At 66.3% G+C, this 24,909-nt stretch carries 20 protein-coding genes; 5 read left to right on the plus strand and 15 right to left on the minus strand.

Annotated elements, in window-relative coordinates; all coding sequences use genetic code 11:
- Nucleotides 1–22: 22 nt before the first annotated feature.
- The 11 genes from ACP15H_RS15795 to ACP15H_RS15845 all read right to left on the minus strand — a co-directional run bounded on the left by ACP15H_RS15795 (nt 23) and on the right by ACP15H_RS15845 (nt 8,538).
- The gene (locus ACP15H_RS15795; RefSeq protein WP_425067139.1) at nt 23–505 is read right to left on the minus strand and encodes a hypothetical protein; all 483 of its coding nucleotides are present in this window, start codon (nt 503–505) and stop codon (nt 23–25) included.
- Nucleotides 506–624: 119 nt separating this feature from the next.
- Entirely contained in the window at nt 625–1,149 is a 525-nt protein-coding gene (locus ACP15H_RS15800) for a hypothetical protein (RefSeq protein WP_425067140.1), read from the minus strand.
- A 79-nt stretch (nt 1,150–1,228) separates the two neighbouring features.
- Nucleotides 1,229–2,767 (minus strand): 5-methyltetrahydropteroyltriglutamate--homocysteine methyltransferase, encoded by a 1,539-nt coding sequence (locus ACP15H_RS15805; protein ID WP_425067141.1) that lies wholly within the window; start codon nt 2,765–2,767, stop codon nt 1,229–1,231.
- Nucleotides 2,764–3,513, minus strand: a complete 750-nt coding sequence (phnC, locus tag ACP15H_RS15810) for a phosphonate ABC transporter ATP-binding protein (protein ID WP_425067142.1) — start codon at nt 3,511–3,513, stop codon at nt 2,764–2,766. Before phnC ends, ACP15H_RS15805 begins: the two co-directional genes overlap by 4 nt.
- Nucleotides 3,510–4,331 carry a phosphonate ABC transporter, permease protein PhnE gene (phnE, locus tag ACP15H_RS15815; RefSeq protein WP_425067143.1) on the minus strand — a complete coding sequence of 274 codons (822 nt, stop codon included), beginning with the start codon at nt 4,329–4,331 and terminating at the stop codon, nt 3,510–3,512. Before phnE ends, phnC begins: the two co-directional genes overlap by 4 nt.
- A gap of 198 nt (nt 4,332–4,529) precedes the next feature.
- Entirely contained in the window at nt 4,530–5,423 is an 894-nt protein-coding gene (locus ACP15H_RS15820) for a phosphate/phosphite/phosphonate ABC transporter substrate-binding protein (protein ID WP_425067144.1), read from the minus strand.
- A gap of 13 nt (nt 5,424–5,436) precedes the next feature.
- A complete protein-coding gene (locus ACP15H_RS15825; protein ID WP_295145723.1) occupies nt 5,437–5,799 on the minus strand; it encodes a DsrE family protein in 363 nt (120 codons plus the stop codon).
- A 22-nt stretch (nt 5,800–5,821) separates the two neighbouring features.
- Nucleotides 5,822–6,070, minus strand: a complete 249-nt coding sequence (locus tag ACP15H_RS15830) for a sulfurtransferase TusA family protein (protein WP_425067145.1) — start codon at nt 6,068–6,070, stop codon at nt 5,822–5,824.
- Between the two features lie 270 nt (nt 6,071–6,340).
- Nucleotides 6,341–7,105 carry a hypothetical protein gene (locus ACP15H_RS15835; RefSeq protein ID WP_425067146.1) on the minus strand — a complete coding sequence of 255 codons (765 nt, stop codon included), beginning with the start codon at nt 7,103–7,105 and terminating at the stop codon, nt 6,341–6,343.
- A 30-nt stretch (nt 7,106–7,135) separates the two neighbouring features.
- Complete coding sequence (locus tag ACP15H_RS15840) at nt 7,136–7,534, minus strand: hypothetical protein (protein ID WP_425067147.1); 399 nt, start codon at nt 7,532–7,534, stop codon at nt 7,136–7,138.
- A 68-nt stretch (nt 7,535–7,602) separates the two neighbouring features.
- Nucleotides 7,603–8,538, minus strand: a complete 936-nt coding sequence (locus ACP15H_RS15845) for an AraC family transcriptional regulator (RefSeq protein WP_425067148.1) — start codon at nt 8,536–8,538, stop codon at nt 7,603–7,605.
- Nucleotides 8,539–8,610: 72 nt separating this feature from the next.
- Between ACP15H_RS15845 and ACP15H_RS15850 the strand changes: the two genes are divergently transcribed.
- Nucleotides 8,611–9,789: a serine hydrolase domain-containing protein gene (locus tag ACP15H_RS15850; protein ID WP_425067149.1), complete on the plus strand. Its 1,179-nt coding sequence runs from the start codon at nt 8,611–8,613 to the stop codon at nt 9,787–9,789.
- 22 nt (nt 9,790–9,811) lie between these two features.
- Here ACP15H_RS15850 and ACP15H_RS15855 read toward each other — a convergent pair whose 3' ends face one another.
- Nucleotides 9,812–15,619, minus strand: coding sequence for a matrixin family metalloprotease (locus tag ACP15H_RS15855; protein ID WP_425067150.1), 5,808 nt, complete (start codon nt 15,617–15,619; stop codon nt 9,812–9,814).
- 402 nt (nt 15,620–16,021) lie between these two features.
- Here ACP15H_RS15855 and ACP15H_RS15860 point away from each other — a divergent pair, with 402 nt between their 5' ends.
- Nucleotides 16,022–16,981, plus strand: a complete 960-nt coding sequence (locus ACP15H_RS15860) for an alpha/beta hydrolase (protein ID WP_425067151.1) — start codon at nt 16,022–16,024, stop codon at nt 16,979–16,981.
- 378 nt (nt 16,982–17,359) lie between these two features.
- Here the strand turns inward: ACP15H_RS15860 and ACP15H_RS15865 are convergent, their stop codons facing one another.
- Both ACP15H_RS15865 and ACP15H_RS15870 read right to left on the minus strand, forming a co-directional pair.
- On the minus strand, nt 17,360–18,532 hold the full coding sequence (locus ACP15H_RS15865; protein ID WP_425064641.1) for an IS110 family transposase: 1,173 nt from the start codon (nt 18,530–18,532) through the stop codon (nt 17,360–17,362).
- 194 nt (nt 18,533–18,726) lie between these two features.
- Nucleotides 18,727–20,061 (minus strand): IS1182 family transposase, encoded by a 1,335-nt coding sequence (locus ACP15H_RS15870; RefSeq protein WP_425067152.1) that lies wholly within the window; start codon nt 20,059–20,061, stop codon nt 18,727–18,729.
- 273 nt (nt 20,062–20,334) lie between these two features.
- Between ACP15H_RS15870 and ACP15H_RS15875 the strand changes: the two genes are divergently transcribed.
- Both ACP15H_RS15875 and ACP15H_RS15880 read left to right on the plus strand, forming a co-directional pair.
- Nucleotides 20,335–21,630 carry a cystathionine gamma-synthase family protein gene (locus ACP15H_RS15875; RefSeq protein ID WP_425067153.1) on the plus strand — a complete coding sequence of 432 codons (1,296 nt, stop codon included), beginning with the start codon at nt 20,335–20,337 and terminating at the stop codon, nt 21,628–21,630.
- Nucleotides 21,631–22,142: 512 nt separating this feature from the next.
- Nucleotides 22,143–22,706, plus strand: coding sequence for a hypothetical protein (locus ACP15H_RS15880; protein WP_425067154.1), 564 nt, complete (start codon nt 22,143–22,145; stop codon nt 22,704–22,706).
- Nucleotides 22,707–22,792: 86 nt separating this feature from the next.
- Here the strand turns inward: ACP15H_RS15880 and ACP15H_RS15885 are convergent, their stop codons facing one another.
- Entirely contained in the window at nt 22,793–23,776 is a 984-nt protein-coding gene (locus tag ACP15H_RS15885; RefSeq protein ID WP_425067155.1) for a TerC family protein, read from the minus strand.
- A gap of 146 nt (nt 23,777–23,922) precedes the next feature.
- Here ACP15H_RS15885 and ACP15H_RS15890 point away from each other — a divergent pair, with 146 nt between their 5' ends.
- Nucleotides 23,923–24,837, plus strand: a complete 915-nt coding sequence (locus tag ACP15H_RS15890; protein ID WP_425067156.1) for a LysR substrate-binding domain-containing protein — start codon at nt 23,923–23,925, stop codon at nt 24,835–24,837.
- Nucleotides 24,838–24,909: the final 72 nt, after the last annotated feature.

Raw genomic sequence — 24,909 nt, forward strand, 5'->3', positions numbered from 1 at the left:
GGCCATGCTCCGACGACGTCTGTCAGCCGCCGAGGTTCGCCACGAGACTCGTGATGATCCTGGTCGCCGTGATCATCAGCAGCACGTCGTCGTCCACCCGTACATATTGATAGCCGGGCGGCGGTGGCGTGAGGGTCGAGAGCAGGACAGCGGGCAGTGGATAGAAGACCAGCGCCGGCGGCAGCGGCTGGCCGACCGTCCACAGTTTCTTCGCCTGCCCTGGCGGCAGACAACCGTTGTTCTTTTTCGCGAGGCCCGGCGGGCAGTTGCCGGCGGCGAACTCGTTTCGGTAATAGGTGCGCACGGCGCTTCGATCGCCGTCGGTCACCACGATGTTGACCTGCTGCGAGGCCTGGGCATTTCCCTGCCCGCGGCCCTGACCATGACCTTTCCCCTGATCGGCACCCCGGTCAGGCCCACCTTTATCGTTCCCGTGCCCCTGCGCCCACACGGGCCCGCTCAACGCGATACACACAAGAGCGACGAGCGGTGAGGCGCTGCGCATGGGATGGCTCCGAAGATTTGAGATCAGGTGTGTGCGGCACTCCCGCATAAGACACAGAACGATTTATGGTCGCGAAAGTTCCGCCCTCGCGCCTCCATCACTCGTCCGCTCGCGCGCCGCTAACCGAACCGGAGTGACTCGAAGAACTGCACGACGAGAGCGCTGCCGAGTTCTGCCGCCGGCCCCTGCGCGACCTGCGAATAGACTGCGTCCGCAGTGAGATAGAGCCGTGCCCGAACGAAGCGGTTGCCCGGGACCGACAGGACGAACTCGCGTCCGGTGAGCGGCCCGGTCTCGATCTGGCGCTGCTCCTGCACCGTACTCCCCGGCCAGCTCTTCATCATGCCGCCCTGCGCCTCTTCGAGGGCCTTCGTGAGCGCGGCGCCGGTCGGAATCTGATTGTGGGTCGCGAGCACCACGTCGACCAGCTCGAGGGTCAGCTTGTCCGGCTGCATGTAGACATAGGAGTTGACCGTGCCGCTGTGCGTGGGCACCTGCAGGTAGCGGTACCCCAGCGGCATCTTCAGGCGATAGCGGTTGTCGGAACCCGAGACCGTAACCCAGATCGCGTTTGCCCGTGCCGATGCGGACGCCCCGAGCAGGCCGGCCGCGGCGCCCACCGCCATGAATATCCGACGTTTCATCGCGTTTCCCCTCGGTAGAAAGCCCGTATTCTGCTCTACCGCGCGACGCGTGCAACCGCGATTGCGCGCCGGCGCCGCCTCAGCGCACCCGCTCCACCGCCTGGGCGATGACCTTGAGTTTATCTTCGGCCGAACCCGCGCTGCAGATCGGGTTGTCGGCGAAGGTGGCGAAGCCGCAATCGGGATGGAACAATAGCCGGTCCTTGCCGAACAGGTCGATGGCGCGGCGGATCTTCGCCTCCACCTCCTCCACCGGCTCGGCCTCGGCGCATTTCTGGTTCACCACGCCGACGCCGATGCGCGCCTCGTCGGGCAGCGCCTTCAGGATCTCGAGCTCACCGGCGCGCGGGGTGCACATCTCCAGGAGATAGGCGCCGACCCGCATCTGCTTCAGCGTGTCGACCAGCGGGCGGTAGTCGCCGCTCAGCGCCACCGATTCGTCGGGCGTCCAGTTGCCGCGGCAGACATGCAGCGCGATGCGGTCGCGCGGACTTCCCTCGACCACGGCATTGACGAGGTCGCGCGCGAAGGCGAGTTCGTGCGCCGGCTCGCGCGATTCCGACAGCGCGCCGCACATGAAGGACGGGCCGCTCTTGGCACCGCTGAACACCACCTCCGACAGGACGGGCTCGTCGAACTGGATGAGCGACACACCGGCATCGAGCAGGTCCTTCAGCTCGGCCCGCAACGCCGTCACGATGTCCTGCGCCAGTTCCTCGCGGCTTTCATAGGCGCGCTCGTTGAGACACTCCATCCACATCGTGCGCGTGAGCAGGTAGGGGCCGGGCAGCGCGACCTTGAGGGGCTTCGCCGTCAGGGTGCGCAGGAAATCGGCCTCGTGGCCCGCCAGCGGCCGGCTGCGCGAGATGCGGCCCAGCACCGCCGGATGGCGCACGTCGGCGGCCGGCACGTCGAGCGCCCGCAGTTCGCGTTCGAACTTCTCGGGATCGTCGACCAGCGGCAGCACGTCGGTGAGCGGGATGAGCTGGCAATTGTCGAGCCGCGTCGCCACGAAGCTCGCATAGGAATCGCGGCGCTGCTCGCCATCAGTGAGGACCCCCGCCCCGGCCCGCTCCTGCGCGGCCACGACGAGGCGCACGGCGTCGTTGGCGGTCTCGTGGAACGCCGCCTCGTCGAGCTTGCCCTCGACATAGGAATGCATCGCCTCGACCATCCAGCGCGGACGCGGCCAGCTGCCGATGCCCATGACGGACATCGCCGGCACGGGGGGCGCTGCGACGGGCTCGGTCCGAGTATGAGCGCCACGGGAGTGGTGCGCTCCAGCAACGTCCGTCGTGCGGTGCGCGCCACTCCCGTGGCGCTCTTCCCCTGCACCGCGCTCGGCGAACTTGCCCTTGGCGATCACGAAGCTGCGCTGCTTGCCGACCTTGCGGAACGAGACCAGCTCGTTCGAGGTGAGGCGGCACCAGGCCGGCAGGTCCTCGTCGACCGAGATTTCCGTCGAGAGGATTTCCAGCAACTGGCCGCGCGCCATCGGGTCGATGTGCTTGCGGATCAGCAGCAGGAGCCCGTTGCCGCAATCGAGGTCGCCGCCGTCGAAGCTGACGTCGGGACCGGTGATGCCCTCGGGAAACGCATGTGTCTCGGTCGGTTTCATGTCGGGGTCTCGCTGTTGCCGTAGAGGTGGCCGAACGCGGCCTCGTCGAACTGGGCCACCGGACTGTCGATCACCTTCCGCCCCTGAGACAGGCCGACGACGCGATCGGCGTAGGTGCGCGCCAGATGGACCTGATGCAGCGAGCAGACGACGCCGACCCCGTCGCTGCGCGCGATGCGCTGCAGCAGGTCGAGGACGCCCGCGCCGGCGGCGGGATCGAGGCTGGCGACCGGCTCGTCGGCCACGATCAGGCTCGGCCGCTGCGCCATCGCACGCGCGATGGCCACGCGCTGCTGCTGGCCGCCCGACAGCGTGTCGGCGCGTTGCATGGCGTGGCGCAGCAGGCCCACGCGATCGAGGCATTCCAGCGCCAGCAGCCGGTCGTCGCGGTCGAAGCGGCGCAGCACGCCGCGCCACGCCGGCACATGGCCGAGGCGGCCGGCCAGCACATTGTCGAGGGCGCTGAGGCGGCTCACCAGGTTGAACTGCTGGAACACGACGGCGATCCGGCGGCGGGCGCGTCCGTGCAGCGTCGCGATATCGTCGCCGCTGACGCGGACCTCGCCTCTGTCGGGCGGCAGCAGCCCGGTCAGGCAACGGAACAACGTCGTCTTGCCGGCACCGCTGGGCCCCAGCACGGCAACGAACTCGCCCTCGCGCACGGTGAAGCTGATGTCGTCGATCGCCGCATGGCCCTTGAAGGCCTTGCCGAGGCCGACGGCGGTGAGGCGCGGCGCGGCGTTCATGCCCGGATGAGCCGTTTGCGCAGCCAGGCCGAGACCTGGTCGAGCACGGTCACGACCACCAGGATCATGGCGATGATGGTGAAGAGCCGCGGGAAGTCGAGCAGGTCCATGCTGTTCTTCAGCTCAAGCCCGATGCCGCCCGCACCGACCACGCCCAGCACGGTCGAGGCGCGGATGTTGAACTCCCACCAGAACAGCGTGGTCGAGAGCATCACCGGCAATATGTCCGGCACCAGCGCGTAGCAGATCGCGGTGAAGCGCCCGGCGCCGGTCGTGCGCACGGCTTCGAGGGGCCCGAGATTGGCATTCTCGATATGGTCGGCGAAGAACTTGGCGGCACTGCCCCAGGTGTGGAGCGCGATGCCGATCACACCCGCGAAGGGGCCGAGCCCGACCGCCGCGACGAACAGCAGCGCGAAGACGAAGGAGTCGATGCCGCGCAAGGCGTTCAGGAACCAGCGCACCGGGTAATAGAGCGCGGGCCACGGCGTGATGTTGCGGCTGGCCAGGATCGCCATCGGGAGGGCGAGCAGCGTCGCGAGCGTCGTGCCGAGTGCCGCCATCGCCACCGTCTCGGCGATGCGATAGGCGAACAGCGGCACCTCGCGCGTGTCGGGTGGCCAGGCCGACGCGATCCAGTGGCCGAGCCTGGGCAGGCCGTTTGCCAGCCGCTCGAGATCGATGCCCGCGAGGTCCCACGACACGGCATAGAAAGCGAGAACGAGTGCCGCGACGAGCCACAGGCGCAGGCGTCGGACACTGAAGCCAAGCCCCTGCACCTCCAGTTCCGCGAGCGCCTTTTCAGCCGCGCTCGCCATCAACGCATACTCGACACGTCGACCGTCCTAGACCCACTCACCTCACCCTGAGGAGCATCGCGCAGCGATGCGTCTCGAAGGGTGGACAACAAACGAGGTGCGCGTGCCCATCCTTCGAGACGCGCTCCTACGGAGCGCTCCTCAGGATGAGGGCTTTGTTGGAAAACCGAACGTGTTTCCATCGTGCCCAGAAAGACTCTAAGCCTTCGGCTTGATCTTGCCGACGGCGATGCCCGCCTTCTCGATCATGTCGTAGCTCTTGTGCGTCGCCGGCACGAAGCCGGTGTAGCGCGGCGGCAGCAGGGCCTTGGCCTGCTCGGCCGTAATAGAGGTCAGGATCTTCTGCACCTCGGCGCCCATCTCCCTGGGCGCATTGGCCGGCAGGGCGATCGCGTCGTTGGGCAGCGGGTCGGAGGTCCAGATGATCTTGTTGCTGTCTTCCTTGATGCGGCCGGCGGCGATCATGGCGTTGCGCTGGCGGTCGAAGTCAGTGGCCATGTCGACCTGGCCCGAGCTCACCGCCATCTCGTTGGCCGGATGCGTCGCGCCCTCGCTGTACTTCCAGAAGGTCCTGGGATCGATCTTCCAGACTTCCTTGGCGTAGTAGGTCGGGATCAGCCAGCCCGAGGTCGAACCGACATCGGCGAAGGACATCGACTTGCCCTTGGTATCGTCGGGGAACTTCGTCACCTGCAGGTCGGGCCTCGCAACGATGATCCCGAGATAGGTCGGCTTGTCGTCGTACTTCACCGTCGCCACGGCCTGGCAGCCGGTGGCGTTGTTGGCGATGATGTAGCCCCACGGCCCCATCCAGGCGACATCGAGCTGGCCCGAGCCCATGGCGACGGCCATGCCGGCCCAGTCGGTCGTGGCGACCAGGTCGAAGTCGGGGTTGCCCAGTTCCTTCGCGAGATGCGCGAACAGCGGCAGATAGGCCTTCTTCGTGTCATCGGGCGTGGGCATCAGCGGGCCGACGCCGAAGCGCAACTTCTTCTTGCCCTGCGCGATCGCCGGGCTGGCGAGCAGCGAGGCGACGGACAGCGCGCCCGACGCGGCGATGAAGCCGCGGCGGTTGGCCTTGAGGATCGTCATGGCGTCCGTCCGCTCAGTAGCTGACGCTGGGACAGGCTTCGCCCATGAACTCGACCAGCTTGGCGCCGCCGACCACCAGCGCGCCGTCGACCAGGTTGTTCTCGTCGAGCTTGCGCTTCTTGAAGCAGGGCGAGCAGACGAAGATCTGGCCGCCGGCCTCGACGAAGCTCTTCATCAGGTCCTTGAGCGGCGCGAAGCCTTCCTCGTGGATGTCGTCGGCATAGCCCTTCTGCGAGAGCCGCGTGCCCTCGATCGACAGAAAGACCATGGTCTTCTTGTCCGACGCGACGGCGGCGTTGGCGACGACGAAGGCCACCGTGGCCTTGTCGGTGTCGTTCTTGGCGTGGGTCAGGCTGACGACGAATGAACCGGGCATGTCTCTCTCCTCCTTGTTGACTTCAGGACCAGTCGGCGCGCGAGCGGATCCAGAAGCTCTGGGTCGCCGGATCGTGCGCGAGCAGTTGGTTGTTCGTGAGCCGGCACCAGGCCGGGATGTCATGCGGCGCGGAGATGTCGAGCGCGATCACGCGCAGCACGCCGCCGGGCATCGCCTTCAATTTCTTGCGCAGGTCGAGCACGAGCGGGCCGCAGCCGAGATGGCCGGCGTTCCATTCGTCGTCCGCTGCCGGAAATGCTCGCTGCTCCACCTGGCCGCCGTCCCATGAAAAGACGCGCCCGCGCCGACGAACTGCCAAATTGGCAGCAGTTCAGTCGGGCGGGGACGACGTCGGAATGATGATCTGGCGGACACGAACAACGCCCCGTCCCTAAGGACGACTGGCTCCCCCGGAGCACGGCGTTCCACTGGTGTCGCTCTGGAGCAGACAGTAGGCATCGCCCCGTAGAGGGTCAATGACACGCCGTGCCTCCGGCGCGTCACGCGAAACGAAGCGGCCTGCTGGGCTAGGCCAGTTGGGTTAGGCCAACCGGTACTGGCGCTGGAAGAAGGCCGAGTGCAGGCCGCCCTCGGGCGGGCGGGCGGAAATATGCTGGGTGACCTGGGCGTTGTCCGCGGCGTTGCCGGCGACCATCAGCATGACGTGGTTCACCGGGATGGTCTTCAGCGTGCCGCGCCGCAGCAGCTCCTCGAAGACCTGCTCGGGCTCGCCCTCGGGAACGGGAATCCAGTAGCGTAGCGCCTTCAGCATGCTCTGCGTCCCGGCGTCCTGCGTCCGGTAATCGCCGTCGACATAGTGCGTGCCCAGGGTCTCGATGCGGGCGATGCAGATCGGCTCGCCCCCGGCCGCCGGATCCTCCAGACTATGGTCGGTATGCAGCCCGTGCGGTTCGGGAAAGACGAAGCGGCCGTAGGCATAGTGTTCCTTGCGATAGCGCGCCGAGGGAACGAGCACGTCGATCATCGCGTCGACATCCTCGTTGTAGAGCCGCACATATTCCGCCATGGGATCGCCCGCGCCGGCGGCAACCCTCGCCTCCCAGCTTTCGTCGACATTGACCGTCACGACATCGTCGAACTGCCGCGCCCGCTCGAAGATCTCCTTTGCCGTGTCGTCGGGAAAGCGGGCGATCGCCATCGGCAGGCTCGCATGCGCCTCACGATCGTTGAAGCCCGCGTGCAGGCGTTCGAGCAGCGCCCATTGCGCGTCGGAGAACGGCACAGGCTGCAGCAGCTTCAGCCGGGGCGGCAAGTTCGCCCAGGCCTCGCGAAGGGACTTCTTCATCCCTCCAGCCTAGCACCCGCAGCCGCGATTTCAGTACTGCCGCGTGAAGGTGTCGGCCCCCTTCGTCTCCTGGAACTTGTACTGCTTGTCGACGTAGCGCAGGTCGAAGGTGATGTTCAGCGTCGATCCGCTCACCGTGCCCTGCCAGATCGTTATCGTCTGCGCGCAGGGCGCGAAGCTGCCGACCATCGAGACGCTGTCGCCGTCGAAGCTTCCGGACACGGCAATCGGCACGCCCTCGCAGGAATAGCCCTTGGCGTAATTGACGAAGGTGCCGCGGAAGCTCCTGGCGGCCTCATCGACCTTGGTGACGAGCAGCAGCGATCCCTTGCTGTTCTTCCAGAGCGATTGTTCGGGGAGACCCTGCGCCCTGGCGCCGGACGCCACGGCCAATGCGCCGAGCACCAGCGCAACGATCGGCAATTTCACGGAAACTCCTCCCAGGACCACGACGAAGCGGGCTCTCGATACACCATCGCACGGTCGCGGTTCCACGATCACGTCTGGGCGGCATAGGCGCCGGGCGCGACGCCGACGACGCGGCGGAAGGCCGTGCTGAACGCACTCACCGAACGATAACCACAGGCTTCCGCGACTTCGGCCAGCCGCGCGCCGCCAAAGCGCAGCCGGTCCTTGGCAAGCGCCATGCGCAGCCGCAGCAGATAGTCCATCGGCGCGAGGCCGACGATCGCTGCGAAACGTTCGGCGAAAGCCGAGCGCGACAGGCCCGCCACCCCGGCTGCCCGCTCGACCGTCCACGGCCGGCGCATGTCGCCGTGCAGCGCGCGCAGCGCCCTGGCGAGGTGAGGATCGGCGAGGCCCGCGAGCAGGCCCGGCTCCGCGACGCCAGCGCCTGCGGGCGCCTGCCGGATCGCCTCGACCAGCAGGACCTCGAGCAGCCGTTCGAGCACAAGGCCCTGCCCGGCACGTTCCGACGAGGCCTCCTCCCGGATCAACGCCAGGAGATGATGCAGGCGCGGCGCCGTCGAATCCTTCGACAGGATCTCGGCCCGGCGTGGCACGAGGCCGGCCAGCAGGTCCGCGTTGGCGGGATCGAAAGCGAAGCGGCCCCCCAGGATCTCGACCTCCGCCGGCCAGGAGGCATCGCCGACGAAGCGCGCGCGCTCCGGGCCTGCCTGATCTGATCCGGGCGCCCTTGGGGCATAATCCAGCACGACCGTCGGCCGGGCCGGGTCCGTCTCACGCCCGAGACGCCAGCGCGGCGGCCTCGACAGAAGCAGAAAGTCGCCCTGCTCCAGCGCGCGCGGCGGCTCGCCCTCAACACCTAGATCGCACCGGCCCGAAGCGACGAAGCAGAAGACGACACCGGCGCTCGCCGGAAAGTGCACGGTCCAGTTGCCGTTCGCCTGCATCTGCTTCCACAGCAGGGCCTTCGGGCGCAGCAGCGCGACGGTCTGCCCAAGCGGATCCACGTTCGGACGATCTCGAATGAAAAGCGGGGCCTCACGGATAGAGGAAGGCCGCCGATCTGGCTAGCGTAGCCCATGTCCCAGAACCCACCGGTCACGCTCGCCACCTGGCGCACGCCCGGCGTCATCGCCGCCGCGTTCCGCACCGTCCCCGACTTCATCCCGACCGCGCGCATCGCGGCCGCCCCCGCCGCGCCGTCCGACCTGCCCGAAGGACCGTTGGCTGAGTTCGGCGCCTTCGACGTGGCCCTCGCACCAGACCGGCATTTCGACTTGCCGGCGCTGCTTGCCGCCACGGCGACCGATGCCTTCCTCGTCCTGCAGCACGGCCGGATCGTCGACGAAAGCTACGGAAACGGACTCGACGCCAAGACGCCGCATATCCTGATGTCGATGTCGAAGGCGGTGACCGGCCTGGTCGCCAGCCTGCTGGGCGAGGCCGGCGCACTCGACCTCGGCACACCCGTCGCGGCGATCCTTCCCGAAATCGCCGACACCTCGTGGCGCGGCGCGACCCTGCGCCATCTGCTCGACATGCGGGCCGGCGCCGCGCTCGATGCCGCGACGCTCGCAGCCTATGCCGCCGCGACGGGCTGGGAGGCCCTGCCCGCGGGCGCGCCACCGGCCGACCTCGCGCGCTTCTTCGCCGGCATGGCGCAGGTGCCCGGCGCCCATGGCGGCGTCTTCAAGTACGATTCGGCCAACACCGATCTGCTGGGCCTCGCCCTCGAACGGGCGACGGGCCGGTCCTACGCCGAGCTCGTGAGCGAACTTCTATGGCAGCCGATCGGGGCGGCGCACGACGCCTTCGTCACCGTCGACGGTCGCGGCGCCGCGCGCTGCAGCGGCGGCGTCTCTGCCACCGCCCGCGATGTCGCGCGCCTGGGACAGTTCGTCCTCGACGGCGGCCGCCGCGGCGCCCGTCAGGCCGTGCCGGCGCGGGTGATCGACGATCTCTGGTCCGGCGGCGATCGCGACGCCTGGCGCGCCGGCCAGTTCGGCGCGAGCTTCGGCGCCATGGGTCTCGGCACCACGCGCTATCGCAACGGCTGGTACATCGTCGACGGCCCGCCGCGGCTGCTGTTCGCCATGGGCATCCACGGCCAGAACCTGTTCGTGGTGCCCGACCACGGGCTGGTGATCGTGAAGCTTTCCTCGCTCGTCACGCCGATCGACCCGCCCGCGATCATGCTGGCCCATCGCGCCGTGACGGAGGTGGCACGGCTGCTGTCGGCGGCAACGCCGGCGCTTTGAGCACCGCGCGGTCGCGGACCGGCTAGACGATCAGGAAGTCCGAGTGGTCGAGCGTGCCGGTGAGTGTGTCGATGGTCGCGAACTTGACGGCGGCGGCGCCGCCCAGCCCGTCGGCGTCGTAGTAGAGGCTCTTGGAGCCGGCGTGGAACAGGATGCGGTCGTCGGCCTGGGTCGCCGCCGCGCCGAGAGCGAAGGCGCCGGCATCGAGCCCGCCGAGGCCGAGGCTGGCGAAGATCGTGTGATCGAGCTGGATCGTGTCGGCGGCATGATCGAAGGCCACGATGCGATCGACATTGTCGGGGCCCAGCGCGGTGCTGAAGCGGAACGTGTCGCCGCCGCCGCCGCCGTTCAGCGTGTCGGCGCCGAGGCCGCCGTCGAGGACGTTGTGCCCGCCGTTGCCCACCAGGCCGTTGGCCAGCTCGTTGCCCGTCGCATCGAGGTTGGCCGTACCGAACAGCTTCAGCTTCTCGACATTGGCGCCGAGCGTATGGCTGACCCAGGCCTGGACCATGTCCGAGCCGCCGCCGGCCTGCTCGACCACGAGGTCCCCGGCATCGTCGACCACGTAGGTATCGTCGCCGCCGCCGCCGATCATCGTATCGGCGCCGGCCTTGCCGTCGAGCACGTTGGCCGCGTCGTTGCCGGTGAGCGTGTTGGCCTCGCCGTTGCCGTTGCCGTTAATCGAGGCCGTGCCGGTCAGCACCAGGTTCTCGAGGTTGGCCTTCAGCGAAAGGCTGATCGACGACAGCACCGTGTCGATGCCGCCGCCCGGATTCTCGTTCGCCAGATCCTTGGCATTGTCGATGACGTAGGTATCGTCGCCCAGCCCGCCCGCCATCGTGTCGGCGCCGGCCCCGCCGTCGAGCCGGTTGTCGCCCGCGTTGCCGACGAGATTGTTGGCCAGCCCGTTGCCGGTGGCGTCGATATCGCCGGTGCCCACCAGCTTCAGCCGCTCGACATTGGCCGACAGCGTGTGGCTCACCGAGGCCTGCACCTCGTCGGCACCGCCGCCCGCCGCCTCGATCACCACGTCGCCGGCATCGTCGACCATGTAGGTGTCGTTGCCCGCACGGCCTTCCATCGTGTCGGCGCCGCTGCGGCCGTCGAGAATGTTGTTGGCGGCGTTGCCGGTGAGGATATTGGCCTCGCCATTGCCGAAGCCGTTGATCGCGGCCGCGCCGGTCAGCACCAGGTTCTCGAGGTTGGCTCGCAAGGTCAGGCTGATCGACGACAGTACCGTATCGATGCCGCCGCCCGGGTTCTCGTTCGCGCGATCGTCGGCATTGTCGACCACGTAGGTGTCGTCGCCCAGCCCGCCGGTCATGGAGTCGGCGCCGGCGCCGCCATCGAGCAGGTTGTTGCCGGCGTTGCCGGTCAGCCCGTTCGCCAGCTCGTTGCCGGTGCCGTCGATGTTCGCGCTGCCGGTCAGGACCAGCTTCTCGAAGTTCGCCCGCAGCCGCCAGCTGACCGACGACTGCACCGTGTCGATGCCAGCCGCCGCGTCCTCGATCGTCACGTCTCCGGCCGCGTCGACGACATAGGTGTCGTCGCCCAGCCCGCCGGCCATCGTGTCCGCCCCGGCCTTGCCGTCCAGCAGGTTGTTGCCGACGTTACCCGTCAGCGTGTTGGCCAGCTCGTTGCCGGTGCCAGAGCGGTTGGCCGTTCCGGTCAGCGTCAGCTTCTCGACGTTGGCGCCCAGCGTCCAGTTCAGCGACGACTGCACGGTGTCGACGCCCTCACCGGCCAGTTCGGTCACCCCGTCGCCGACATTGTCGATGATGTAGGTATCGTTGCCGAGACCACCCGCCATCGCGTCGGCGCCCGCACCGCCATCCAGCAGGTTGTTGCCGACGTTACCCGTCAGCACGTTGTTCAGCGCGTTGCCGGTGCCCTTGAGGTTGGACGTCCCGGTCAGTACCAGCCGCTCGAGGTTGGCGCCCAGCGTCCAGTCGAGCCGCGACTGGACCGTATCCGTGCCCTCGCCTGCCGCTTCCGTCACGACGTCGCCGGCATCGTCGACGACATAGGTATCGTCGCCCAGACCGCCCGCCATCGTGTCCGCGCCGGCCTTGCCGTCGAGCACGTTCTTACCCGCATTGCCCCAGAGCAGGTTGTTCAGGCCGTTGCCGGTGCCGCCGATGTCGTCCAGGCCCATCAGCCTGAGCTGCTCGAAATTGGCGCCCAGCGTCCAGCCGACCCGCGCCTCCACCGTGTCCGTGCCCTGGTTCGGCGACTCGATCACGAGGTCGCCGAGGTCGTCGACGACATAGGTATCGTCGCCCAGGCCGCCACTCATCGTGTCGGCGCCGGCGCCGCCATCCAGCCGGTTGTTGCCGGCATTGCCCTTCAGCACGTTCGCGAGCTCGTTGCCGGTGCCCGCCAGCTCGGCCGCTCCGGTCAGCGTCAGGTTCTCGACATAGGCGCCGAGCTGGTACGACACCGCCGACTGCACCAGATCGGTCCCGCCGCCCGCCGCCTCGACGACGAGGTCGTCCGACTGGTCCACGATATAGGTGTCGTCGCCCAGCCCGCCCGTCATTGTGTCGGCGCCGGCCTTGCCGTCGAGGATGTTCTTGCCGGCATTGCCGAACAGCGCATTGTTCAGGCCATTGCCGATGCCTTTGAGGTCGGCCGTGCCCATGAGCCGGAGCTGCTCGAAATTGGCGCCGAGCGTCCAGCCGAGCCACGCCTCGACCGTGTCGTTGCCCCCGCCCACGCCCTCCGTCACGACGTCGTCGACGACGTCCACGAGATAGGTATCGTCGCCCAGGCCACCCGACATCGTGTCGGCGCCCGCACCGCCGTCCAGCACGTTGTTGCCGATGTTCCCGACAAGAGTGTTGCTCAGGGCATTGCCGGTACCATCGACGTGCATCCAGGCGCTCAACGTGAGATCTTCGACGTTGGCACTCAGAACATAGCTGACGCTGGAGAAAACCTTGTCCCGGCCTGCATTCTCTCCCTCGATCACGACGTCGGCGATCGAATCCACGAAGTAGATGTCGTCGCCCAGTCCGCCGGCCATCGTGTCGTCGCCGATGCTGCCGTCCAGCGCGTTGTTCCCGCTATTGCCGACAAGGGCATTGTTCAGCGCATTGCCGATCGCGGAGATACTCCCCGTACCGGTGAGGGTGAGATCTTCGACGGCATCGCCCAGAACGTAGGTGAAGCTGGCAAACACCTTGTCGCGGCCGGCATTCGCCTCCTCGATCACGACGTCCAGGTCGGTCTCCACATAGTAGGTGTCGTCGCCCAGTCCCCCCGACATCGTGTCGTTGCCGGCGCCGCCATCCAGCACGTTGTTCCCGGCGTTGCCGAAAAGCACGTTGCCGATACTGTTGCCGGTGCCGTTGATGTCTCCACTTCCGATGAGGGTGAGATTCTCGACGTTGGCGCCCAGCGTGAAGTTCACCGACGAGCGTACCGTATCGATGCCCTCTCCGGCCTGCTCGATAACGACATCGCCTAGGCCGACGACATAGGTATCGTTGCCACCACTGCCGGCCAGCGTATTGATGCCCGCGTTGCCAACAAGCCAGTTGGCCAGCCAGTTGCCGGTGCCGTTGATCGCGCTCGAGCCTGTGAGCGTGAGGTTTTCGACATTCGCCTGGAGCGTCCAGGTGATCGATGACAGGACCGTGTCGCTACCGAAACCATCCACTTCGAAGGTAACGTCGCCGGCATTGTCGACGATGTAGGTATCGTCGCCGGCGCCTCCGGCCATGTCGTCGGCACCGAGGCCACCATCGAGAACGTTGTTGCCGGCGTTACCGCCGATCCTGTTGTTGAGCCCGTTGCCCGTGCCGTTGACGGCGCCTGCGAGCAATTCGAGGTTCTCGACATTGTCGGCGAGCGTCCACGAAATCGACGAGCGCACCGTGTCGATGCCGCGCCCGGCGGCCTCGATCGTCTGATCCCCCGCATTGTCGACGTAGTAGATGTCGTCCCCGTCGCCGCCCGACATCGTATCAGCGCCGCCAGCGCCATCGATTACGTCGTCGATGTCGGTTGCATAGGGCTGGCCGGGAACGGTTGCCGATGTCGAAATGATATCGGCCCCAGCCGTCCCGACGATGGTTTCGCCTCGTTCCCTTTCGATATGAACTTCGGCGTTGCCGAACACCCAGCGATCGAAGGTGCCGTCCACGCTGGTGAAGGATCCTGTCTTGATCCAGCCGCTATCGGCGAAGTGAACCAGGTCGCCCTTGTCGCGCTCCACCACCAGCACGCGCTTGCCGCCGACCCATTCGCCTATGTTGTTGAGCACGATCGACTGGCTGAGCCAGATTTCATTATTGCCGGTCCCGGTGATATCGAGGCGCTCGATGTTCAGAAACTTCGAAATCGCCGTTGATGCGGGGAGGTAGATGGAAAGCCCGGCTCCATCCAGAACCGCTGTATCGGTACCACTGCCGCCGTCGACCCACATGAACGACATATCCTTGACGAGCAGCCGGTCGTTGCCGCCCTGACCGTTGAGGATGTCGCCGCCGCCCCCGCCAACGAGTGTGTTCGCGCCTTCGTTGCCATTTATGATATTAGCTAGGCTATTGCCCGCTCCGTTGATCGAAGCGGTGCCAGTCAGGGTCAGATTCTCCAGACCTGCGGCGAGCGTGAAGTTGGCGAGGGACGAATAGACATTGTCCGCTCCCCAATCGCTTTCGCTGTCCACGATCACGTCTCCGACATCGTCGACGTAATAAGTGTCATAGCCGTAGCCGCCGATCATCGTGTCGGCGCCGGCGCCGCCATCCAGGATATCGTTGCCCGCGCCCCCTTCGAGGCGGTTGATGGCCGCGTTGCCGGTTATGGTGTCGTCACCGCTGCCGCCGATGGCGTTCTCGATGATGACGCCACGGGCAATGGTGTAGCCGCCGTCGATCTTTCCGGTCCATCCAGGCGTGCTGTCTTGCGACGTGCTGTACGAAATGTACCCACCGCCATTGACGCCAGCCTCCGCCGGCCGAAGGTCGATCACCGCCTTGTAGGACGAGCCTTCGTTGGAAATCGTGTCGACGCCGCCAGTGTCCCAGATCGACGACCAGTACGTCCCGACCTGATTTACGGTCGGCAGCTTGTAGACGTTGTTGCCGGCGGCGTAGTTCGTGTTGGCCCCGTAGATCGACTGAATTGCCGCGATATCGAGCGCCATTGGGCCGTACTGCAGCCCCCACGATTCGGACGTGTTCCCAGAGTAGAATGTGGGCCAGCCGAAATTGTAGCTCATCGTCGTGTAGATGCCCTGGTTCAGGCCACCCGTGCCGTACGCATAGGGATCCCACGAATAAACGCCCGGGAAGGTCGTTGCGTCCGAGCCCGCGCCACCGTCATGCGGATGGGCGAGTCCCAGCAAATGGCCGATCTCGTGGACCATCGTGACGAGCCCAAGGCCCCCTTTGCCCAGGACGCCCGCCATTGACGAATCCTGCGCGTTGAACAGAACGTCGCGTGTCTCGGAGGCCGGGTTCTCGTAGTACGCTGGGAAGCCCACGAGATCGCTCCACCCGAGCACGCCGGCGCCGCCCGCCTGGGTTTGCGTACCCCACCAGAATTTCACGTCGGCATTGGCGGCACTCGACACTTCGACGAAGTCGATGTTCGCCACGCTCTCCCAGAGCGACAGCGCCTCGCGCAGCCCGTTGAGGGCCGGCGACGTCCATCCATAGGAGTTCTGGCCGTCCATCGTGCCCTGGAAGGCCGTCCACTGGATCGTGACGGTTCCGCCGTCATTGTCCTTCCAGGCGCCGCCGCCGACCAGGCTGTCGACCCAGGGATCGCTGTAGTTGGTCGGTGTTCCGTCGATCAGGATAGCGGTGGCTGTACCGGGCATGGGTATGTCCTACGCGACGGAATAAAAGTGAGAATGGGTGAGGTCGAGGACCGGGGTGAGGAGGAGCGCGCAGCGAGGGAACGTCGCATGGCGGATCGGCCGGTCGCCCAGCCCGTCGCCGCAAGTCGCCTCAACGAAGCCCGCCTGAAACGCCACGCTGCCCCCAAGACCGGTCAGGCTGTGCTCGTGCCTGTGTTACCGGCATTGCGTCGGCAGCAAACTGCTCCCCAACAGCGTGCCGACGCAACGACACATATCGCGGTGTAGACTTGCCTGCAATCTGAGAGTGTATCGGTCCGTCCAGTTTCGCACCAAACGGAAGGCGCGACAGATGTGCAGGGATGCACATTGACAGGAATTGCTGCGCGATCACGCTCGCATGGTGCGTGCGGGGAGAGCATCATGACGACCACCGTCTATTTCGCGACCAATCGTGTGGCGAACCATCCGGCGGACCGGCCGGAGAACTACACGTTCAGCATGGTCGCGCCCGACAACCCGCTGCAGGTCACCTACGGCACGGCCTTCGTCGACAGCGCCGGGCTGACGGCCGACACGGTGGGCGCCATCCGCTCGCTGCAGGACCTGCAGAAAGGCGGCTTCAGCCAGACGGCGATCGACGACCTCTCGCAGGGTGGGCGCAACATCCTCGTCTTCGTCCACGGCTTCGCCAACAGCTTCGCGGATGCGCTGACACGCGCCGCCTTCAACCGCGAATGGCTGGCCCAGTCGGGCGTCGGCGATGCGGACACCGCCGTCGTGACCTTCAGCTGGCCCTCGCGCGGCCAATTGCTGACCATCCCCTTCCCGACCCTGCCCTACCGCTCGGACCAGCGGATGGCCGGCGGCTCGGGCCTGCCGCTGATGCGCTTCTTCGCCAACCTGCTGCCCATCCTCGAGACGGCGCGGCGCAACGGGCGGCGGACCTTCCTGCTGACCCACAGCATGGGCAACCTCGCGCTGCAGGCGGCGGTGCAGGCCTGGTTCGACAACGGCAATGGCGATGCCGAGATGTTCGACCATATCTTCATGGCCGCGGCCGACATCGTCGACGATGCCTTCGACGCTTCCGTGACCAACAGCCTGGCGCCGCTCAGCCGGCTGGGCCGCCGCATCACCTTCCTGCACAACCGGCGGGACCAGGTGCTCGACAAACTCAGCGAGACGCTGAACTCCTGCCATCGCCTCGGCCAGGACGGGCCGCGCGGCGGCGGCGACGCCCTCCTGTTCCCGCCCGCCACCTACCGCAGCGTCGATTGCAGCGGCTTCACCGACTACGACACCGGCTTCGCCGGCTCTCATCAGTATTACCGCCGCTCGGCCGGCGTCCGCGCCGAGATCGCGGCGTTGATGGGGGCTTAGGACACTTCCACCTCATCCTTATATGAGCGCTGAACGGTCAAGGGGCGGGTTGGATTTTTTGTCCCTCAATCATCGGACCGTCTCGGGGATGGAAGCTTGAGAGTGCCGCGCGCGAGCGCGGCGCTGGAAGGGGTGCGTGGAGGGGCGGCCTTCGGCGCGTTGCGTTGGAAGTCTGGGCGTCTGGCCAATGCACGTTGTGTCGACGGCATCACCTTATATCCGGTCGGGCGTCGCTGCGCCCCGCACCCAAATCCCTCATGCACGGTCGAGGTCTTGCCCAGGAAACGATGAGACCCTTCTGAGACAGCGGTACCGCATGGTCCATGGATGAGGACGGTCATCATCAGCTTCCTGCGCAACACACCGGGCCGCCGCCGTTCAGCGGCCGGCCGGTGCGGCAGCTCGCAGCCTGGCGCCCTCGGGCACCAGGCCCTGGGTGAGGAAGCGCCACAGCGCCACCATCAGCTTGCGCGCCAGGGCCACAATGGCGATGCGTCTGACACGGCCTTTTTGATCGCCGACGCGGCTCGTGAACCACAGGCTCAAGGTGCTGGCGGGCTGGTAGCGCAGCCATAGCCATGAAAGCTCGATGGCCAAGGTCCGGGCGCGGGCGTTGCCGGCCTTGCTGATGCCCTGCTCGCGCGAGCTCTGGCCGCTGTCGAACGGCGTCCCGGCCAGGCCAAAATAGCCTCCGACCTGGCGCCGGTTCTGGAAGTCGCGCCAGAATACCTCGTTGACCAGCGTCTCGCCGCCGACCGGCCCGACGCTCTTCAGGCTGATCAGCTGGTTGACCTGGCTGGCCCGACTGTCCGGCGCCGCGGCGGCACGCTCCGCCGTCATCTGGCTCTCGACTTCGGCAATCTGCTCGCCGACCTGCACCAGACGGGCGTGCTCGCGCTGGATCTCGGCCGCCAGGTTGGCCGGCACGGCGCGGCCGTCGCCGGTCCGAAGCTGGGCAAGCTGCTCGAGGAAGCCTTTGCGGCGCGGATGCACGTCGCGGATCCCCTGGCCATGCAACAGACCCTTGATGCGGTTGACATGGGCGGTGCGCTCGCCGATCAGCCGGTCCCGCTCGCGCGACACCCGACGGGCGTCTTCCTGCTCGGGGGTCGGCGGATGAACCACGCTGCAGACCTTCGGCTCGCCACCCTCGTGGCGGATCAGCACCCGCATCAGACGCTCGAGGTCCAGACGGTCCGTCTTGGCCTGCCGCGCGCGCCGCGGCATCTCGATGCTCGACGGATCGAGCACCCGATTGGCGACGCCCTGCCCGGCCAGCCAACGATCGAACCAGAAGCCGTCATAGCCGGCCTCGTAGCAGCTCACCACACGCACCGGCCGGCCATGCTTCTCCGCATGGGCGCGCTTCTTCGAGATCAGCTGCCACACCGCCGCCGTATCGCCGCCAGCCACTTGGTGGCGGCTCATCTTGCTCTCGCCGGACATCACCATACCGATCAGCCACTTCGACTTGCTCAGTTCAAACGCCACGTACAACGTGGCATCCTTCTCGCCGGCGGCGGGGGTGTCTATGGGATGTGAAGACGTCATAACTTCTCCGTAGGTTCGGTTCTCGCAACTCCAAACCTACCTCTCGACCTCTCGTCGCCACATAGAATCTGAGAGCTTGTGAGTGTATTGGGTAAGCTCTCGGGGGTGTATTGGCGTGGGCTGCTACGCCGGGCGCCGTTGTTGTCTTGGGGTGCGTTGGTGGCCGTAGCGGTGCAGGCCCCGGAATGGCCTGGTCATGCATTGGTTGTCTTGAGGCGGTGGCCGGCGATGATGTTGTTGGCGAGGGCGAACCAGAGCAGGACGGTTTTGACCTTGTGAACGCCGCGCACGGTGAACTGGCGCAGGCCCCACTGCCGGAAGCGGGCGTTGATGCACTCGCCCGTCCCCCGTCGTTTGTAGACGCCCTTGCCGTGCGGGCTTCGCATACGCCGGCGCCAGGCGGCAACGCCGGGGCCGTCCTGGGGCCGCGGCGCATAGGGATCGCTCTTGTGCTTGTTCCGGGTGGTCGGTCCGTAGATCAGCACACCCTGCTTGAACGCCTCTTCCGTATCCTCGTTCTTGTTGAAACCCCCATCGACCAGATGGCGCCGGGGCTGCCGTTGATAGCGTTCTTTCAGCCGCTCCAGCATGGGCCGCAGCAGGCCGCGGTCCGAACCCGTGGTGTCGATGGCGACGTCGACCACGATCTGGCCTTTGGCCACCGTGCCGATCTGGCAGTTGTAGGCCGGCCGGAAGCCGCCATCCGCCATCTTCATGACGCGCGCCTGGGGATCGGTGGTCGAGGTGCGAGGCTCCTTCTGCTTGGCCACCTGCTTCTTGTTGGTCTTGCCGCGTCGCTCCCGCTCGGCCTCGATCTCGGCCAGCTTGTCGAGCGCCGTCGCCACGCGCTGCTCGCGCTCGCGCGCAGCCCGCTCCTGGGCCGCCTTGATGCGCCGGTTGCTGGCGTCGGGGTCCTCGTCGAGTTCCCGCTTCAGATACTCGACCAGCCGGCCTGCCTTCTTCAGGTGCTTGTGCAGGCTCTGCCGGCGCCGGAACGAAGAGGCTCCCGCGCCCGCCCGCACCCGAACCCCGTCCTGCACCACCTCGGCAAGCTCGATCACATCCTCCGCCATGAGTGCCGCGATGTTGTGCGTCAGAAGCCGATCCAGCAGTTCGCCATGACCGCTGCGGAAGTCGGCCAGACCGTGATAGTTCACGCTCACCCCGCCGCACAGCCACCGATAGGCATCGTGGCTCGCGCACAGCCGCTCCAGCGCCCGCGCGCTGCCCACGCCCTGGCTCGTCGCATAGAGCCACAGCGCCAGCAGAAGACGAGGGCTCGCCGGAGCCTGGCCCGGCGTGTGCTCGCGAGCCCCGATCGCGTCCTCCAGCACCTTCAGGTCCAATCGCTCGACATACCGCCAGATCACCCGCGCCGGATGATCCGCCGCCAGAAGGCTGTCGAGATCTACCGGCCGAAGTTCCACCTGCCGCCGCTCCGGCTCGCGCATCCGCGGCTTGCCCGACCCGTGCTCGGCCTTCGCCACCAACTGCTCCGGAAGATCGCCGAACAAACCCTTCTCCGGCATCAACTCCTCCACCAAATTCGCTTCGATGGAATCATCACGGGCGGGCATCCGAAAGACAAAGATTCACAAATTCTGAGGAGCCGCGCATAGCGCGGCGTCTCGAAGGATGGGCAACAGACGGGGTGCGCGTGCCCACCCTTCGAGACGCGACCCTTCGGGCCGCTCCTCAGGGTGAGGTCTGTTTTTCTGGCAGACACACCTTTTCGACACACTTGCCGAACGCTTTGCCGTCATCATGCGGACGAGGCCCGCCCCTGCGACAGGAGACACGCCATGACCGCGCCGCGCCCCTACCGTACCCATATCGGCAACCACAGGCTCCAGCCCGAGACGCTGATGCTGAGCTACGGCTACGATCCGGCGCTGTCGGAAGGCGCGGTGAAGCCGCCGGTGTTCCTGACCTCGACCTTCGTGTTCGGCTCGGCCGAGGAAGGCCGCGACTTCTTCGACTATGCCGCGGGCCGCAAGACGCCGCCCGCCGGCAGCGCCGCCGGCCTGGTCTATTCGCGCTTCAACCATCCCAACAGCGAGATCGTCGAGGACAGGCTCGCGGTCTACGAGGGCGCCGAGACCTGCGCCCTCTTCTCCTCCGGCATGTCGGCGATCTCCACGACCCTGCTGGCCTTCGCGCGCCCCGGCGACGTGGTGCTGCATTCCCAGCCGCTCTATGGCGGCACCGAAACCCTGCTGGCCAAGACCCTGTCGGGCTTCGGCATCTCCGCGATCGGCTTCATCGACGGGGTGAGCGAGCCCGCCATCCGCACCGCCGTCGCGCAGGCGCGCTCGAAAGGCCGCATCTCCGTCATCATGATCGAGACGCCGGCCAACCCGACCAACACGCTGGTCGACATCGCCCTGCTGCGCCGCCTCGCCGACGAGATCGGCGCGGCGCAGGGCACGCCCGCGCCCGTGCTGGTCTGCGACAACACCCTGCTGGGGCCGGTGTTCCAGCGCCCGCTCGATCACGGCGCCGACGTCTCGCTCTATTCGCTGACCAAATATGTCGGCGGCCATTCCGACCTGATCGCCGGCGCGTCGATGGGCCGGAAGGAGATCATGGGCCCGATCCGCGCGCTCCGCGGCAGCTTCGGCACCCAGCTCGACCCGCATTCCTGCTGGATGCTGGGCCGCTCGCTGGAAACGCTGGGGCTGCGGATGGAGCGCGCCAACTCCAACGCCCGCCTGGTCGCCGAATGGCTCGCGGCCCATCCCAGCGTGGCGAAGCTCCATTATCTCGGCCTGCTCAAAGAGGGCTCGCCCGAGAAGGCGCTCTACGACCGCCAGTGCACCGGCGCCGGCTCGACCTTCTCCTTCGACATCAAGGGCGGCGAGAAGGAAGCCTTCGCCTTCCTGAACGCGCTGAAACTCTTCAAGCTCGCGGTGAGCCTCGGCGGCACCGAGTCGCTGGCCAGCCACCCCGCCGCCATGACGCACTCGGGCGTCCCGCTCGATGTCCGCGACCGCATCGGCGTTCTGGACACGACGATCCGCCTGTCGGTGGGCATCGAGCATCCGGACGATCTGATCGCGGATCTGACGCAGGCGTTGGCGGTGGTAGGTCTCTTGTAGAGGTACGCACAGAAGTTCTCTTGCTCGAACGCACGCTATAAACAGAAGAAGGAGAGTAAGGAGTATCCAAGCTGGAAAACCCCACACGAACAGTTCGTGTTTTCGAGTACTTACGTGGCAAATCGGAAACTTCGGATCAGGAACTCCTGGATCCAGACCTTGTTGAAGCTCAGCGACCATCAAGTATCGTTTTTACGCTAGATGAAAGTGGGCGAATTGATATCGACGCTCGTGCGGGACAAGATGTAGTTCGAGATGATGAGCTTCAGCGGCAACTTCATGATGAACTCCTCTCTCAGCTTGGCTCGTTATTGCGCCGCTGTGAACCCGGTCAACCTAGTAGCAATCAGCTTGCACCATGGAGAGATCTCGCTCAGCGATTTACCGACGCTCTAGGCAGCAACCCGGGCGAGATAGCGCCGGCTCTAGCGGTCCTAAGAGGCAATCTGCTGCGCTTAGCGCTAGAGCTGGATGAAAGCCGCCGTCAGAGCCGAGATCCAGATGATTCACCGATGCCTGACGCCGCATCATTCGAGCTACGCGGCATAGTACAGGGCTGGAATGTGTACGCCAGCACGGACCCGTTCCTTGATTCAATGGATTCAGCGAGACTCGGTCCAGACGACCGCTTATTGGAACCTAATGCACAGGCAACTCGCGAAGCCATAAGCGCTGCAAGAGAGCTCAATATAGCTACTCCTGAAGCAATCGATGCTTTGCAAGATACTCAACGGGCCCTCGCACTTAGCGGTCGCGCCAATGAACGATCATCCGCATTTCGCCTTGAAGGGCTTCGAAATTTTGCCCGCGAGGTAGTTCGAGTTGCGGTTGTGGCATCGAAGGCCAGCGCCCGTGGATTGAATCACGCATTCGTAGGAGCGAAGAAAGTACTCGGGAATATGCTCGATAAGTATTCCGAGGAGGCGGCGAAGCAACTCGGCAAGCGTACTATCGATGCTTTGTATTGGTCCGGACTGGCATGGGTCTCCACGCAACTGGCATGGCTTACCGCTCTATTCGGCCCCGGCTCAGCCATGCGCCAAATACTCGATCAGTTAGCTAAACTGCTACTGTAGCCACAGATAGAGGTTGTTCACCGAATCCAGTGCATTCCGGCCACCGATATCAAACATGGGTGGCGCTGGCGCGAGTTCCCACACCCTCACCGCTGCGCCGCCCCCTCCCGTGTCTTCCACAGCGACCAGGCGATGCCGGCGGCGATCAGGCCGATCGTGACGGCGAGGCTGGCGACGGGCGGGAACTTCGCGTCGTCCAGGAGGAAGTCCGAGACGAAGATCTTGGAGCCGATGAAGACCAGCACCGCGGCCAGCGCGTGTTTCAGATAGTGGAAGCGGTCGATCATGGCCGAGAGCGCGAAGTAGAGCGCGCGCAGGCCCAGCACCGCCATGATGTTCGAGGTGTAGACCACGAACGTGTCGGTGGTGATGGCGAAGATCGCCGGCACCGAGTCCACCGCGAACACCAGGTCCGCGAGGTTGATCACCACCAGGGCGAGGAACAGCGGCGTCGCGGCCAGGACCATCCGCCCGGTGCGCTCGTCGGGCGCGGAGACGAAGAAGCGGTCGCCGTGCAGTTCCTTGGTCACGCGCAGGCGGGTGGAGATCCAGCGAATGGCGGCGTTGTTCGCGAGGTCGGGCTCCTGGTCGTTGGTGAAGAACATCTTGATGCCCGTCACGATCAGGAAGGCGGCGAACAGGTAGAGCACCCAGTAGGCCTCGCTCACCAGCGCAGCACCTGCCGCGATCATCAGGCCGCGCAGCACGATGACGCCGATGATGCCCCACAGCAGCGCGCGGTACTGGTACTTCGCCGGGATGGCGAAGAAGGTGAAGATCAGGCTGATGACGAAGATGTTGTCGATCGACAGCGCCTTCTCGATGAAGAAGCCGGTGTAGTACTGCATGCCCAGCTCGGCGCCCTTCTCGACCCAGACCCAGGCGCCGAAGGCCAGCGCGATCGAGATGTAGAAGGCCGAGAGCTTCAGCGATTCAGCAATGCCCATCACCCGGTCCTCCTTGTGCAGGAGGCCGAGGTCGAAGGCGGTCAGCGCCGCCACCAGCGTCACGAAGGCGAGCCAGAACCAGACGGGCGTGCCGAGGAAGGGCTGGACCAGAAGCTCGGTCATAGGGCGGTCCAGTGGGGGCGGCGGGTCATGGTCGTTCGTCCTCTGCGGGTGAGAGGGCCAAGATGGCCGCCGACCGGCGATTGTAAAAATAGAAAGAATAGGCCAGAGTCGATAGCCATGGACTATCGCCCTCTCCTGATCGCGCCATGACCACGCTGCGTCAGCTCTCCTATCTAGTGGCCCTGGCAGACACCCGGAATTTCCGGCGGGCCGCGGACGCCGTGCACATCGCCCAGCCCACGCTCAGCCAGCAGCTGCGGGCGCTGGAGGCTCGGCTGGGCGTGACCCTGGTCGAGCGCAACGAGAGCCCGGTCCAGCTCACGCCGATCGGCCGGGACCTGGTGACGCGCGCCCGGCGCATCCTGCTCGACGTCAAGGATGCCGAGGACATGGTGCGGCGCTCGCGGGCCGGTATCGCGGGCACGATCCGCTTCGGCGTCACGCCGACACTCGGCCCCTACCTGATGCCGCGCATCGTGGCCTCGCTGCACCGGCGCTTTCCCGACCTGCGCCTCTACATCCGCGAGGGCATTCCCGACGAGCAGGCGCGCGAGCTGGCGCGCGGCGAGCTCGACATGGTGCTGTCGCCCCTGCCCGTTTCCGGCAGCGACCTGCACATCGAGCCGCTGTTCCGCGAGCCGCTGCACATCGTCTGCCCGCCCGAGCATCCGCTGGGCCGCGCAGGCAAGGTGCGCCGCGGCGACCTGGCGGGCATCGGCTTCCTCAGCCTCGACCGCCGCCACCATGCCCACCGCCAGGCCCGCGAGATCTGCGACGACCTCAAGGCCACGCTGCTGGAGGATTACGAGGGCACCAGCCTCGACAGTTTGCGCCAGATGTGCGGCTCGGGCCTGGGCTTCGCGATCCTGCCGGAACTCTATCTGCGCTCCGAGGTGGGCGGCGCCGACATGGTCACGCGCCTCCCGATGGCCGGCTGGAGCGCCACCCGCTCCCTCGCCGCGGTGTGGCGCGACGGCTCGGCCTATGCCGACAGCTACGCCACCATCGCCGAAACGATTGCGGTGGAGGCGAGGAGCATTCTGGCGGGACCGGCGCTGTAGGACGCCCCAGAGACTCCGTCGTCTCGACCGAAGCGCCCCTCGAGTACCTCGGGGTAAACTCCACGCGAAGCG

Origin of the sequence: Reyranella sp. (assembly GCF_965249915.1) — a bacterium.
Lineage (GTDB): Bacteria > Pseudomonadota > Alphaproteobacteria > Reyranellales > Reyranellaceae > Reyranella.

Excerpts from the sequence above, each read along its gene's own strand:
- ACP15H_RS15860 (WP_425067151.1), top strand. The coding sequence starts at position 16,022 with ATGACGACCACCGTCTATTTCGCGACCAATCGTGTGGCGAACCATCCG.
- ACP15H_RS15865 (WP_425064641.1), bottom strand. The coding sequence starts at position 18,532 with ATGACGTCTTCACATCCCATAGACACCCCCGCCGCCGGCGAGAAGGAT.
- phnC (WP_425067142.1), bottom strand. The coding sequence starts at position 3,513 with ATGAACGCCGCGCCGCGCCTCACCGCCGTCGGCCTCGGCAAGGCCTTC.
- phnE (WP_425067143.1), bottom strand. The coding sequence starts at position 4,331 with ATGGCGAGCGCGGCTGAAAAGGCGCTCGCGGAACTGGAGGTGCAGGGG.
- ACP15H_RS15835 (WP_425067146.1), bottom strand. The coding sequence starts at position 7,105 with ATGAAGAAGTCCCTTCGCGAGGCCTGGGCGAACTTGCCGCCCCGGCTG.
- ACP15H_RS15890 (WP_425067156.1), top strand. The coding sequence starts at position 23,923 with ATGACCACGCTGCGTCAGCTCTCCTATCTAGTGGCCCTGGCAGACACC.
- ACP15H_RS15820 (WP_425067144.1), bottom strand. The coding sequence starts at position 5,423 with ATGACGATCCTCAAGGCCAACCGCCGCGGCTTCATCGCCGCGTCGGGC.
- ACP15H_RS15870 (WP_425067152.1), bottom strand. The coding sequence starts at position 20,061 with ATGCCGGAGAAGGGTTTGTTCGGCGATCTTCCGGAGCAGTTGGTGGCG.
- ACP15H_RS15875 (WP_425067153.1), top strand. The coding sequence starts at position 20,335 with ATGACCGCGCCGCGCCCCTACCGTACCCATATCGGCAACCACAGGCTC.
- ACP15H_RS15880 (WP_425067154.1), top strand. The coding sequence starts at position 22,143 with ATGCCTGACGCCGCATCATTCGAGCTACGCGGCATAGTACAGGGCTGG.
- ACP15H_RS15805 (WP_425067141.1), bottom strand. The coding sequence starts at position 2,767 with ATGAAACCGACCGAGACACATGCGTTTCCCGAGGGCATCACCGGTCCC.
- ACP15H_RS15825 (WP_295145723.1), bottom strand. The coding sequence starts at position 5,799 with ATGCCCGGTTCATTCGTCGTCAGCCTGACCCACGCCAAGAACGACACC.
- ACP15H_RS15885 (WP_425067155.1), bottom strand. The coding sequence starts at position 23,776 with ATGACCGAGCTTCTGGTCCAGCCCTTCCTCGGCACGCCCGTCTGGTTC.
- ACP15H_RS15850 (WP_425067149.1), top strand. The coding sequence starts at position 8,611 with ATGTCCCAGAACCCACCGGTCACGCTCGCCACCTGGCGCACGCCCGGC.
- ACP15H_RS15800 (WP_425067140.1), bottom strand. The coding sequence starts at position 1,149 with ATGAAACGTCGGATATTCATGGCGGTGGGCGCCGCGGCCGGCCTGCTC.
- ACP15H_RS15795 (WP_425067139.1), bottom strand. The coding sequence starts at position 505 with ATGCGCAGCGCCTCACCGCTCGTCGCTCTTGTGTGTATCGCGTTGAGC.
- ACP15H_RS15855 (WP_425067150.1), bottom strand. The coding sequence starts at position 15,619 with ATGCCCGGTACAGCCACCGCTATCCTGATCGACGGAACACCGACCAAC.